General features: G+C 64.4%; 11 protein-coding genes. 6 read left to right on the top strand and 5 right to left on the bottom strand.

Features of this window, described 5'->3' with window-relative positions; all coding sequences use genetic code 11:
• Positions 1–42: 42 nt before the first annotated feature.
• Both FJ951_RS25915 and FJ951_RS25910 read right to left on the bottom strand, forming a co-directional pair.
• A complete protein-coding gene (locus tag FJ951_RS25915; protein ID WP_140517966.1) occupies positions 43–1,137 on the bottom strand; it encodes an ABC transporter ATP-binding protein in 1,095 nt (364 codons plus the stop codon).
• 158 nt (positions 1,138–1,295) lie between these two features.
• A complete protein-coding gene (locus FJ951_RS25910) occupies positions 1,296–2,192 on the bottom strand; it encodes a LysR substrate-binding domain-containing protein (protein WP_140517965.1) in 897 nt (298 codons plus the stop codon).
• 75 nt (positions 2,193–2,267) lie between these two features.
• Here FJ951_RS25910 and FJ951_RS25905 point away from each other — a divergent pair, with 75 nt between their 5' ends.
• From FJ951_RS25905 to FJ951_RS25875, 6 genes are all read left to right on the top strand, one after another.
• Positions 2,268–3,857, top strand: coding sequence for an amidohydrolase (locus FJ951_RS25905; RefSeq protein WP_140517964.1), 1,590 nt, complete (start codon positions 2,268–2,270; stop codon positions 3,855–3,857).
• Positions 3,858–3,885: 28 nt separating this feature from the next.
• Positions 3,886–4,818 carry a dimethylarginine dimethylaminohydrolase family protein gene (locus tag FJ951_RS25900; RefSeq protein WP_140517963.1) on the top strand — a complete coding sequence of 311 codons (933 nt, stop codon included), beginning with the start codon at positions 3,886–3,888 and terminating at the stop codon, positions 4,816–4,818.
• Positions 4,819–5,024: 206 nt separating this feature from the next.
• Positions 5,025–7,178, top strand: a complete 2,154-nt coding sequence (locus FJ951_RS25895; RefSeq protein ID WP_140517962.1) for a penicillin-binding protein 1A — start codon at positions 5,025–5,027, stop codon at positions 7,176–7,178.
• Positions 7,179–7,311: 133 nt separating this feature from the next.
• Entirely contained in the window at positions 7,312–7,896 is a 585-nt protein-coding gene (locus FJ951_RS25890; protein WP_140517961.1) for a DUF1214 domain-containing protein, read from the top strand.
• Complete coding sequence (locus FJ951_RS25885; protein WP_140494730.1) at positions 7,889–8,458, top strand: DUF1254 domain-containing protein; 570 nt, start codon at positions 7,889–7,891, stop codon at positions 8,456–8,458. Before FJ951_RS25890 ends, FJ951_RS25885 begins: the two co-directional genes overlap by 8 nt.
• A 454-nt stretch (positions 8,459–8,912) precedes the next feature.
• Positions 8,913–9,944: a DUF2336 domain-containing protein gene (locus FJ951_RS25875; protein WP_140494734.1), complete on the top strand. Its 1,032-nt coding sequence runs from the start codon at positions 8,913–8,915 to the stop codon at positions 9,942–9,944.
• Here FJ951_RS25875 and FJ951_RS25870 read toward each other — a convergent pair.
• From FJ951_RS25870 to FJ951_RS25860, 3 genes are all read right to left on the bottom strand, one after another.
• Positions 9,922–10,269 carry a DUF1491 family protein gene (locus tag FJ951_RS25870; protein ID WP_140494737.1) on the bottom strand — a complete coding sequence of 116 codons (348 nt, stop codon included), beginning with the start codon at positions 10,267–10,269 and terminating at the stop codon, positions 9,922–9,924. The genes FJ951_RS25875 and FJ951_RS25870 overlap by 23 nt on opposite strands.
• Before the next feature lie 71 nt (positions 10,270–10,340).
• Positions 10,341–11,105: a peptidoglycan-binding protein gene (locus FJ951_RS25865; protein WP_140494739.1), complete on the bottom strand. Its 765-nt coding sequence runs from the start codon at positions 11,103–11,105 to the stop codon at positions 10,341–10,343.
• Entirely contained in the window at positions 11,080–12,825 is a 1,746-nt protein-coding gene (locus FJ951_RS25860) for a PAS domain-containing sensor histidine kinase (RefSeq protein WP_140517960.1), read from the bottom strand. The genes FJ951_RS25865 and FJ951_RS25860 overlap by 26 nt, the downstream gene beginning before the upstream one ends.
• Positions 12,826–13,056: the final 231 nt, after the last annotated feature.

The raw sequence follows: 13,056 nt of genomic DNA, 5'->3' as shown, positions 1-13,056 counted from the left end.
GAATCCGGAATCCGGTGCGGCGAATTCAGGCCGCGCCGGCGCTCATTGCCCTCCGTCCGGAAGGAGGAAACCCTTTTCCGCCGGCCAGGTCAGCCAGACGGAATTGCCTTTGCTGAGTGCCGCGGCCGCGACCTCGTTCGGCACCGAAACGGTCACTTTCGCACCTTGGCGTGTCGTAAGGTCGAGTTTGGTCGCCGCGCCCAGATAGGTCGATCCGATCGCGGTGGCAGCAATGCCGTTCTCGCCTGCCGCCGCCTCGCGCGCTATCGACATATGTTCTGGCCGGATCGCCAGGATGGCATTGCCACCCACTGCTTCGGCGTTGCCGCGCAGCTTGATTGCCCGGTCTTCGCAGAGCGCGGTCGCGCCATGGTCGGCGACGCGCACGCCCTTCAGCGGCAGCATATTGATCTCGCCCAGGAACTCGGCGACGAAGCGGTTGGCGGGCCGGTCATAGACCTCATCAGGCGCTCCGACCTGCAACAATTTGCCATGGTTGAAGATGGCGACACGCGAGGACAGCGCCAGCGCCTCGCTCTGGTCGTGGGTGACGAAGACGAAGGTGGTGCCGGTCTCCTGGTGCAGGCGCTTCATCTCGGCCTGCATCTGACCGCGCAGGCTCTTGTCCAGCGCCGAGAACGGCTCGTCGAGCAAAAGCACGCCCGGCTCGAACACCAGCGCGCGGGCCAGCGCCACGCGTTGTTGCTGGCCGCCGGAAAGCTGCGCCGGCAGCTTCTTCTCGTGGCCGAGCAGACCGACGCGCTCTATCATCTCGCCGACGCTACGCTTGATCTCGGCGGCAGATTTCTTGCGAACCTTGAGGGGAAAGGCGATGTTTTGCTCGACGCTCATATGCGGGAAGAGCGCATAGCCCTGGAACACCATGCCGGCGGCGCGCTGCTCGGCCGGCCGGTCGGTAATATCGACGCCGTCGCTGAACAGGCGGCCCTCGCTGGGCTGCAGGAAGCCGGCCAGGATCATCAGGAAGGTGGTCTTGCCGGAGCCGGAGGGGCCGAGCAGCGTCAAAAACTCGCCGCGGCCGATATTGAGCGTCAGATTGTCCAGCGCACGGAACGAGCCGAAGCTCTTGCCGATCCCGTTCGCCTTGATCTCTGCGGCCCGGCCGGGTTGCTGCATCCTGCCTCTTCCTTGGTGGCTGGGGAAATCGTAGGCAGCGCGAAGGCTCACCGCAACCGAATAGTTTTCGCCTGATCGGCAAATTTGATTCATCTATGGCGAATGCCGGCGACGCTGGAGCCGCGAAATTCACCTCTCCTGGGGGAGATCAGTTGATCTCAATATGTCCGCAACCTGTTCTCCGATAGCTTCGACCTCAACCATCCCCCAAACGCCTCCAGCACAGGGTGACCCGCCTTGGCGTGCTCGGAAACCAGGAAATAGGAACGCGGCGACGGGATCGAGGTCTCGAACGGCTTGACCAGCCGGCCCTCACTCAGCGCCCGGCGGCTGGTCAGCTCGTCCCCCATGGCGATGCCCTGGCCGGCAATCGCCGCCGAGAAAACGAGGTTCATGTCGGAAAAGAAGATGCCGCTCTCGGTGTCGGGGTTCTCGACCTTGGCCAGCGCCAGCCAGCGCGCCCAGTCCTCCGTATCGCCAAGATGCAGCAGGTTGGCGCGCAGGACGTCGGCGGGCTTGGAAAAGCCGCCCACTTTGTTGAGTAGCGTCGGGCTGCAGAGCGGCGTGAACGAGATATCGCACAGCAGTTCCACCACGCGGTTCGGCCAGTTGCCGACGCCAAAGGCAATGAAGGCGTCGGCGTCCGGATTGCTGACGTCGTCGAGCCGTCGGGGCGTCAGTATGCTCAGCGCCACATCAGGATACATCTGCCGGAACTCGCCGATATGGGTGCACAAGAACAGCGAGGCGAAGCCTGGTGTGCATGAGACTGCGAAGGAGCCGCCGACCCCGGTGCCGGCGTTTTGCGCCACCGCGTCGCCGAGCACGGTCAGCGCCTTGCGCACGTCCGCGGCATAGCGCTGGCCGCGCGGCGTCAGCGCCACGCCCTTGCCGATGCGCTCCAGCAGATCGAAGCCGAGGTCGCGTTCGAGCAAGCGCAATTGATGGCTGACCGCACTGCGGGTGAGGTGCAATTCGTCGGCGGCGCGCCAGACGCTGCCATGACGGGCGAAACTGTCGAGGGCGCGCAGCGCCTGCGTCGATGGAATTCTCAAGAGGTGAACCGAATTTGCACGAACCGGGAAAACATATCACTTTTTGGCAAGCCGCTTCACTGCTTTCTTTAGCGTATGGAGAAACCGGTAACGACATCGGCGCAAGAAACCGCTCTTGCCTGCCTCGACGGCATCCAGCCGCTGCTGTCGGCCTGGACGCGCACCATCTTCGACTTCGGCGAGACCGCCTGGCGCGAGTACCAGTCGGCAGATTGGTATGTCGATCGGCTGAAGCGCGAGGGGTTTGCGGTCGAGGAAGGCTCCGCGGGCATGCCGACGGCCTTCTGCGCCCACTGGACCAATGGAGACGGTCCGACCATCGGCATGTATGCCGAATATGACGCCGTGACCGGCAACTGCCAGGACGCTGCCACGGTGAAGCGGCCCCGCCCAGGGCTCGGCTCCGAAGCCGGCGGCCATACCGATCCGCACTCGGGCCTGGGCATGGCCAGCCTGGGCGGTCTGCTCGCCACAAAGGCCGCCATGCAGCGCCACGGCATTGCAGGCACGCTGCGCTTCACCGGCGAGCCGGCGGAGAAGGTGCGCGGCTCGAAACCGATCCATGCAGCCAAAGGCTATTATGACGGCCTTGCCGGCATGATCTCCTTCCATCCCTTCTACATGCTGCCGCTCTGCAACACTGCGCGCTGGGACACCCATTGCGGCGCTGCCTACGCGATGATCTATCGCTTCATCTGCGATGAGCCCGAGAATTGGGCACGCGCCGCCGGCGACGGCGCCCCGATCCCGCAGGCACATTCGGCGGTTCGCGCGCCCGGCGCCAACGACGCGCTGATGACGATGTACATAGCCTCCAAGGCGCTGCGCGATTCCATGCTGCCGCACCAGGGCGGCTGGTCGATCAGCGAGGCGATCCTGACGGCGGGCCAGGCCACCGCCGACAATCTGCCGGCAGGCCTTGCCGAGATCCAGTACATGATCCGTGTTCCGACCATCGCCATGGCCGAGCAGGTCACCGCCGTGCTCGACCGAAACGCCTCGGCCGCCGCCGCGATCAGCGGCTGCCGCTACGAACGGTACTGGGTTTCGAAGTCGCGGCCGGGGCTGGCCAATCATGCCATGGCCGGGATCGCCTATGAGGCGTTGGCGAGCGTCGGCCCGCCCCGCTGGGACGAGGCGGCGAAGAAGATCGCCCGCGAGATCCAGGTCAATGCCGGTGGGGTGGCGAGCGAAAACCCCTTCATCGACGAGCTGGAGCGGCTGATTGCACCACAGGAGGCAGAGGCGATCCTGCGCCGCGACCTGCCGCCGTCGCAGGTGAACTCGACCTCGGACGACTACACCGATATGAGCTGGCACGCGCCGACGGCGCGTTTCTATGTCGCCCGCCCTGCCCTGCGTTCGGCAAACGGTCATGTTTTTCCAGCTTGGGCGATGAACGCGCTGGGTGGCATCCCGGCGACCATCGACCCGATGGTCATCTGCGCGGCGAAGACCGTCGCGCTATCCGCCCTTCGCCTGCTGGAAGACAAGGCCGCGCGCGACATGGCGATGGACGAGTTCGTCACCCGAACCGGCGGCGGCATTGGCGGTTCGACCTGGATCGCCCCGCTCTGCGACTACGATCCGCCCATCAACTTCCGCTGGCCGGAATATGTCACCACGCCGCGCGGCCGCGACTGGTGGATACCAAGCAAGCAATGACCGCAAACGCCCATACGAGGAGAACCGCATGACCGTTCATGACCGCATCATCGCCGAGCCGTTTTCGCTGCAGCGCCGCAACCCGGCCGGCGGCACCAAGCCGCTGACATCATGGGGTTTCGCCAACGAGACCGACGTCTTGACCGACGTGCTGCTCGGCTCGCCCAATTTCCTGCGCCATCTCTCGACCAGCTCCCTGTCGCGCAAGCACCTGCGCGAGGCGCCCTGCAACATCCAGATCGCGCAGGCACAACACAAGGATCTGGTCGCGGCCTACGAGCATTTCGGCGTCAACATCCACTGGCACGAGCCGACGCCGGAGCTGCCGATGCAGGTCTACTCCCGCGATTCCAGCGTAATGACGCCGTACGGCGCCATCATCACCGCCATGGCCAATTGGTGGCGGCGCGGCGAGAATTACGCCGCCATCCGCACCTATGAAAAACTCGGCATCCCGATCTACGACATGGTCACCGCAGGCACCTTCGAGGGCGGCGATTTCAACGTCATCGAGGACGGCGTGGTGCTGATCGGCTGCGGCGGGGCCCGCACGCAGGAAGAAGGCGCCCGCCAGGTACAGGCGTGGTTCGAGAAGGAGGGCTGGGAAACACGTATCGCCTTCATCGACGAGTACTATGTCCATATCGACCTGATGGTGGTGCCGATCGCCGAAAAACTCACCGCCGTCTGCCTCGCCTGCACCGAGCCGGGGATCGTCGACTGGCTGAAGGGCAAAGGGCACGAGATCATCGACGTGCCGTTCCAGGACACGATGGCGCTCGGTTGCAACTTCATGTCGCTGGGCAAGGACAGGGTGATCGCGCCGACATCCAGCCAGTCGCTGATCGGTCAACTCAAGGCGCGCGGCTTCGAGGTGGCGGCCGTCGACATGAGCGAGATCTCCAAGACCGGCGGCGGCATCCACTGCATGGCGCAGGCGCTGAAGCGCGAGGCGGCCTGAGCCCGGAACGGCAACCCCCATCTTCGCCGGCCTGATCAGCGTCAGGCGGGTGAATGGCAGTTTGTAACCGCCCCCATCAACAAACCCCGCAGGTGTGTCCTCGCCACCCTTGTGGGCGTCCGCAAATGGATGAATAGTCAGGGCGGCGTCGCCCTGAAACTGCCCGCTTGGTTTTCAGGCCGTGCCATAGCCGTCCGGGTTTTTGAATGGTCAGTCCTGAACCACGCAAGAGAAGAGGTGCGATCGCCGCTCGGCTGCTGGCGCTCGACGCATGGATCGATTCCTCTCTCTACGAGATCGGGTTCAAGGCGCGCCAGTTCTGGGAGGGCGCGACGATTTTCTCGCGGCGCTTTCGCGTCAACGGCTGGCGCCGTGGCATCGTCGAGCTGTTGAGCGAAGGTTTCACGCTTGGCGCCGGCGGCATCGTCGTCATGCTGGCGCTGGCTATTCCCGCCTTCCAGGACACGGCCGGCGACTGGCGCGCCCAGGGCGACTTCGCCGTTACCTTCCTCGACCGTTATGGCAACGAGATCGGCCAACGCGGCATCATCCAGCGCGATTCCGTGCCGGTCGACGAAATGCCCGATCATGTCATCAAGGCGGTGCTTGCCACCGAGGACCGGCGTTTCTTCGACCATTACGGCATCGACGTTCTTGGCCTGTCGCGCGCAATCTTCGAAAATGTGCGGGCAAACTCCGTCGTCCAGGGCGGCTCCAGCATCACGCAGCAGCTCGCCAAGAACCTGTTCCTGACCAATGAGCGCACCTTCGAGCGCAAGATCAAGGAAGCCTTCCTGTCGCTGTGGCTCGAAGCCAATCTGTCGAAGAAGGAAATCTTGCAGCTCTATCTCGACCGCGCCTATATGGGCGGCGGCACATTCGGCATCGAGGCGGCGGCGGACTTCTATTTCGGCAAGAGCGTCAAGGACCTCAATCTCGCCGAGGCGGCGATGCTTGCAGGCCTGTTCAAGGCGCCGACCAAATACGCGCCGCACATCAACCTGCCGGCGGCGCGCGCGCGCGCCAATGTGGTGCTGTCCAATCTCGTCGATTCCGGCTTCATGACCGAGGGCCAGGTGCTGCAGGCAAGACTGCATCCGGCCGATGTCGTCGACCGCGGCGAACAGAAGAGCCCCGATTATTTCCTCGACTGGGCCTTCGACGAGGTGAAGAAGATCGCCAAGCCCGGGCAGCACTCGCTGGTGGCGCACACCACCTTCGACGCCAACATCCAGAAGGCTGCGGAAGAGTCGGTGGAGTTCCACCTGCGCCAGTTCGGCAAGGAGTACAACGTCACCGAAGGTGCCGTGGTGGTCATCGAGACCAACGGTGCGGTGCGCGCGATCGTCGGCGGCCGCGACTATGGCGCCAGCCAATTCAACCGCGCCACCAAGGCACTGCGCCAGACCGGCTCCTCCTTTAAGCCCTACGTCTATGCAACGGCGATGGAGCACGGCTTTACGCCGAATTCGATCGTATCAGGCGGGCCGATCAGCTGGGGCAACTGGTCGCCGCACAATTACGGTGGCGAGTCGGCGGGCAAGGTCCCGCTGATCGTGGCCATGGCCAAGTCGATCAACACGGTGCCCGTGCGGCTTGCCAAGGACTATCTCGGCATCGGGCCGATCAAGGCGATGGCGGAATCATTCGGCGTGGAATCGCCGCTCGAAGCGCACAAGACCATGGTGCTCGGCACCTCGGGCATGACCGTGATGGACCAGGCGACGGGCTACAGCGTGTTCGCGCAGAACGGCTTCGTCGGCTCCAGGCATGGCATCACGCAGCTCGTCACCCGCACCGGCGAGGTGGTCTACGATTTCGCCAAGGATGCGCCGCCGCCGCATCGCGTGCTGTCCGAGCAGGCGCTGAAATCGATGAACACCATGCTTGTCGCGGTACCGGCGATGGGTACCGCCAGGCGCGCGCAGATCCCCAACATCGTCGTCGCCGGCAAGACCGGCACGACGCAATCCTACCGCGATGCCTGGTTCGTCGGCTTCACCGGCAACTACACGGCGGCCGTCTGGCTGGGCAACGACGATTTCACGCCGACCAAGAACATGACAGGCGGCTCGCTGCCGGCGATGGTGTGGCAGCGGCTCATGGTCTATGCGCATCAGAACATCGACCTCAAGCCTATCCCCGGCATCGACAAGCCCTTCGTCGACGAGGAGATCGCGGCCAAGGCCGCGGAAGCGCAGAAGAAGAGCGAGGAACAGGCAGCGGCCGATGCCGCCGCCGAACGGCCGCCGGTGCTGTCCAGCCGGACGACACAGACGCTCAGGGACATGACCCACCTGTTCGAAACGGCGCGCAGGCTCGGTGCATCTGCTCCGCCCGAAACGCTGTCGGCGCTGTGATCGCGGCGCCTCTTCCCTTCTGTCTTCGGGAAGATGGAAAAGCCACACCTTGCGAATCCGCGTCCTGCGGCTTGCCACACGACCCCGCGCCGCGATATCCCCGAGCGGCAATTCTTCATGCGCCCGGCCTTTCATGCTCAAGAACGCCTTCCTGACGCTGCTTTCGCTTGCCATAGCCATCGGCGGCGGCGGCGCCAGCGTCTGGTATGCGCTGAAAATGCAGGACGGCGTCGGGGCGATCAGGATCGGCCAGTGGACCGCCTTTCCCGATATCGGCACACCCGCAGCCGACCCCTATTCCAAGGCCCGCGTGGCGCGCGAGGGCGTGCTCGCGCTCGGCCGCGCCGAAGGGCTGTCCTTTGTCGCCGAGGACGACGCAGCTGGCGGAGAACTCAGGCGCGAATGTACCTACACGATCGAAGGCGGATTTCCGACCGCCCGATTCTGGACCCTCTATGCCGCCGACCAATCGCTCAGCGTGGTCGAGACCGGCAAATCGCGGGTTGCGGCGCTTCAATCCTATGGCGTGCTGCGCCAATCCGACAATTCGGTGCTCATTTCCGTCGGCCATCACCCGATGCCCGGCAATTGGCTGCTGACCGACGGTTCCGGCAGGATGTATTTCGTTTTGACATTCTACGACACGCCGATCGCCAGCAGCACCGGCCTGTCGGATGTGTCGCTGCCCAAGATCACCAAGGTCAGCTGCGATGCGTAGTGTCTATGCCGCGACGCGCAGACTTCTACATGCCGTCCTGCTCGGCCTCGTCGGCGCCGGCATCGTGCATATCGTCGTGCTGCTTCTGGTGCCTGAATTCTCGGAACGCGATGCCTGGTCACGGCTGTCGATGGCGTCGGATCTCTACCGGATGACCCGGCTCGATGCCGAGGCGGGCGGCGCGCCGGTGGTGAAATCGGTCGACCCGCTGTTTTATGCGACGGCTTGCCGGTTCGACCTCGATGAGGGAATGGTGAGGATCAGGGCGCCGGGCAATGTGCCCTTCTGGTCGGTGTCTGTCTATGACCGCAACGGCCACAACATCTATTCATTCAACGACCACACGGCGACCGGGGGCAAGCTGGATGCCGTGGTGCTGACGCCGGCGCAGATGATCGACATGCGCAGGGACCTTCCCGAGGAGCTTCAGGGAGCGATCTTCGTCGAAGCGCCGATCGACGAGGGCATATTCGTCATCCGCAGCTTCGTGCCGGACGACAGCTGGAAGTCGATCGTGTCGCGCTTTCTGGAGCAGAGTTCGTGCGAGCTGCAGGACTTTTAGACCGCGGCCCGGACAATCCGCATCAGAACAATCAAGGGCGGTGCCGCAGGGATGATTCCCGCCTCGGCCTCAAGAACGTTCAGTGGTGCGGCACTGGCGTGCGTGGCGTTCCCGGCTTGTCAGGGCCGGCAGGCCGCGCTTCCCCCGCGGTGGACCGCTCATAGCGGATACCGGGAAAGATGATCACCGCCGCCGGTATTTCGGTGGTTTGCTTTGCTCGATTGGTTGGTGCCGTTCTCGGCACGAAAGACAGTACCATGCCCATGGTTCGCGTATTCCTCTCGGTTGCCCCGGAGCACAACGCAACGCCTCCAAATATCATTAAGGCCGGCAGAGGGTTAACGGAGCGCTAACGGATCCCAGCTAAATTGATCTTTGTTCTTGGCAATCGCGAAACCGACATGGTTCCGGTCGAGCATGGTCAGGCGTGTATAGAGTATCGGGCGTATCCCTCGTGTCATCTTCGGACTTCAGGCAAATCGCGGTAGGGACGGAATCGGGAAAGGCCGAAAGGCTGTTCCGCGCAGCGGTGTCTGCGTTCTGCTCGCTTACGCGGCCGTCCCGCCGGGAGATCGGCCAGCTCGAAGATCTGACGCTGCCGCTGTTCGACAACGTGTCCGTCGAATCGCGCCGCTACGTGGCGGCGGCCCTCTCTGAATGCGAATATGCTCCGGCCGGGCTGGTGCGGCGCCTGTGCGAGGAGCCGGTAGACATCGCCGCCCCCTTGCTCATCCGCTCGCGCGCAGTCAGTGACATCGACCTCATTGCGCTGATCGGCCGGCACGGGCTGCCGCATGCGCGCGCGATCGCGCGCCGCAAGAACCTTAATCCGACCATCGCCGATCTGATCAGGGCGCTGGAAAGGCCGACGCTGGTGCGGGTACGCGATCCGGAAGCGGAAGCCTCCCCGGCACAAACCGCTCCCTTGAAGGCGCCGGCCGCCGACAGCGCGACAAGGCAGCAGACGCCGGGCGTTGGTGCCGAAAATGCGCGGCACAGGCTGCGCTCCATGATGCGGGCCGGCGAGGAGGCGCAGGCGGCGCAGGTCGATCCGTTCACCGGAGCCGACACCTATGCCAAATTGCGCGAGACGGCGCTGACCGGAAACGCCGCCTTCTTCCAGACCGCGCTCGCCGATGCGCTCGATATCGATTTCTCGACGGCCAGGTTGCTGACGGCGAACCAGAATTACATGCCGCTGCTGACGGCGCTGCGCTCGCTCGACCTCAGCGAGGACCGGGCATTCCTGATCACGGTTGCCGTCTACTCCCGCGAGTTTCCGCATCCGCAGGCGATCCGCACCTTCCTCGATCGCTACCGGCTCCTGCACCGCGACGCGGCGCTGGACAAGGTGCGGGAATGGAAGGCCGTGACCCTGTCCGATGTGGTTCGCGACGCCGCCCCCACCAACAGCGCCAGCCGCGAGGCGTCGAACAGTGACGATGCAGCGGCCTTCCCTGGCCTCAGGACATCTTCACGGAAATAAGCTCCTCGACAGGAACAGCGCCGGCCTCGATCTCAACCACCCAGATGTCGGGATCGAATTTCTTCTCGCGTTCCAGCCTGGCGTCCAGCACCGAAGCATCGGCGGCGGTGGCGAGAAGGCTAAAGAAACGGTCGTCGGGCTTGGCCGAATCGTAGCTCGTCTGTGGCGCCGGCCCATAGAGAGCGATTTCACCAAGCCGGCTCCGCGTCAGGACGAACACGGCGCCGGCTTCGGTCGCGCCGCGCTTGACCACGGCGGCAAATCCGCCCGCGCCGAAAACCCGACGCAACAGGGCCGATACCCACAGATCCGTGGTCACGCGCATGAGAAAAGTCCGGACAGCATGCGGGCTATCTATCGGTATTTACACCGCTGGGCGAGCCGTTGTTTGCGCCGTCAGTTGGTCAGGCCGATCTCGCGCATCTTGACATAGACCAGTTCGTCGGGCTCGCCGGTCTGCGGCAGGCCGAACAGCGACTGGAATTCCTTGATGGCCGCCTTGGTACGGGCGCCGACGACGCCGTCGAGCTGCATGTCGTCATTGCCGAAGGCCTTGAGCCCGGCCTGTATCTTGACAATGCGAGGATCCGGCGCTTGGGAAGCCGTATCGGTCTGCAGCGACACTGGAACCGCCTGCGACACTTCGGGACGCGGTTGCGGTTTCGGCACGGCGGCGGTTTTCGGGGTCGCGCCCAGCTGATCGAGCAGCAGCGCGTCGATCTCGCCGGACGTGTTGAGCCCAACCTTCTGCTGATAGGCCTGGATCGCCTTGCGCGTGTTGGGTCCGGAAATGCCGTCGACCGTGCCGGCGTAGAAATCGAGATCCTTCAATATGCCCTGCACCTGCTCCACCACCGGATCGCCCTTGACCGGCGCCGGCGCGGTACCTGGCCGCACGATGTTGAAGGTGGTCTCCGGCTCGTCAGCGGCCGCGTGCGGAACGCCCTGCATGCTGCGGGTCGCGAAGAAGGCGCCGGCATGCGGAAAAGGCTGGTACCACAGCGCATTCGCCGAAACGTAGAACAGCGTCACCAGGAATGCCGTCGACCCTCCCACCAGGACGGGATTGCGCGAAATCATGCCGCCGATGGCGACGGCTCCGTCCTGGAAGGCGTTGCTGCGGCGCTTGGCCGCCTTAGGCTGTTTTGCGGAGCGCGCCATTTCCGTCCCCTTTCGCCCTGGCCAGCGGCATCGTCAGCACCCCGGCCTTGTCCGCCGGCCGCCCTTTCGGCCCGTTCACCGGCAGGCTGATGGTGACCGTGGTGCCCTCGCCCGGCATGCTTTCGATCGACATGGTGCCTTCGTGCAGCGCCACCAGTCCCTTGACCAGCGACAGGCCAAGGCCGGTCCCCTCGAAACGACGGGTATAGTCGTTCTGGATCTGCATGAACGGCTTGCCGAGATTGGCGAAATCTTCCTCGGCGATGCCGATGCCGGTGTCCCGCACCCAGAAATGCAGGCGCGAACCGATCCGCTTGGCGCCGACGACGACATCGCCGCCATCGGGCGTGAACTTGATCGCATTCGAGACGAGATTGATGAGGATCTGCTGCACGGCGCGCCGGTCGGCGTTGATTTCGCCGGCGTCCGGCGCGATCTGCGCCTTGAGATCGATGTTCTTGGCCTGCGCCTGGAGCCGCATCATCTGCTGACACATGTCGACAGCTTCCATGAAGCGGAATGGCTCCGGTTCGGTCGCATAGACGCCCGATTCGATCCGCGACACGTCGAGAATGGAGGTTACGACGGCAAGCAGATGCTGGCCGGAATCGCGCACCAGGCCGACATATTCCTTCTGCCGTGGATCCTTGAAGGCGCCGAACATCTCGTGCAGCAGCATGTCGGAGAATCCGATGATGGCATTGAGCGGCGTGCGCAGTTCGTGGCTCACCACCGCCAGGAAGCGCCCTTTCGCCACTTCGGCGGCGGCCGCGGCGTCAGTGGCGGCGCAGAGGTCTTCGCGCAAGCGGGCGACCTCTTCGTTCTCGCGCAGCACAAGCGTGAAAACGTCGCCCTGCTCCTGAGCGCGCATCAGTTCGAGCGAAAACGGCCGATAGTTGTCTGCCGGGCCATTGCCATTCTGTCCATTGCCGTCCTGCGGCAGCCTGACGCGCAACTCCAGCCTGCGCGACAGCGCCCCGTCTCGCATGTCGGCCAAGGCACTGAGATAGGAGACGCGATCCGAGAGATGCACGCGATCGAAAAGCCCGGTTCCGCAAAGCAGTTGCGGGGGCAGCTTCAACAGCGTACGCGCCTTTGCCGAGGCATCGATAACCTCGCCATGGCGGGCGACGCGCAGGACCACCGCGTCGATCATGTCTTCCAGACGATCGCCGGTGTCCCCTACGTCGGCCGCAGCCGCCGTGTTGCGAACCGCCGATATACGCGGCACCAGCGTCAGCGCCCAGGCCAATGGCAGCAGCCAGTGCCACGCGGCGATCGGCACCGCGGCGTGCGGGAGGACGGTTGCCGTCACAGGCTGCAACAGAATGGCGACGACGGCGCAGACGGCTCCCCACAGCGCCGCGCGGCGCGAGGCGCCGATCCACCAGGCTTCGAACGGCAGCGCCACGAAAAGCATCGCGACCGGAGAGCTCAGCCCGCCGGCAGCGGCAACAAGACCGGCGAGCGCAAGTCCCGCGATCGCCAGCGCGGCCCGGCCGGCCAGATCCATCCTGCCGGTCGCGGCCACCAGCAAGGCGATGAACCAGCAAAGACCAAAGGCCGCGAAGATGGCGGCCACGGTGACGGCTGCGCCCATGCCTGACGTGACGAGCGTGACGGCGGCACCGGCGGCAAAGAACGGAGCGGCCAGCATGGCGCCGATAAAGCGACGCTGACGCTCGCGGTCGTCCAGCCCAAGAATGGAGGGATGGACCATACGTTCACAACCGGCGGCCATTGCCCCAGGCAATTCAACGTATCTGGCCTTGATCGGCATCAACTCAACGCACCCGCACTCGTCGTGAACAGCTCTGCTTTTGCAGATCGTTTTGATTGACTCTGAAACTCGCACCCAGCCTTTAAAGAATGGATAAGGCAGGGCCGACCCAAGGCCCGGCCCACGGCGAATATCGGGATGGGAGCGCCCGAAAAGGCGGGCAAATGCCAC

Source organism: Mesorhizobium sp. B2-2-3, from assembly GCF_006442405.1.
Classification (GTDB): domain Bacteria; phylum Pseudomonadota; class Alphaproteobacteria; order Rhizobiales; family Rhizobiaceae; genus Mesorhizobium.
Note: the sequence above shows the minus strand (reverse complement) of the source record. Positions and strands in the feature narration are given on the sequence as shown.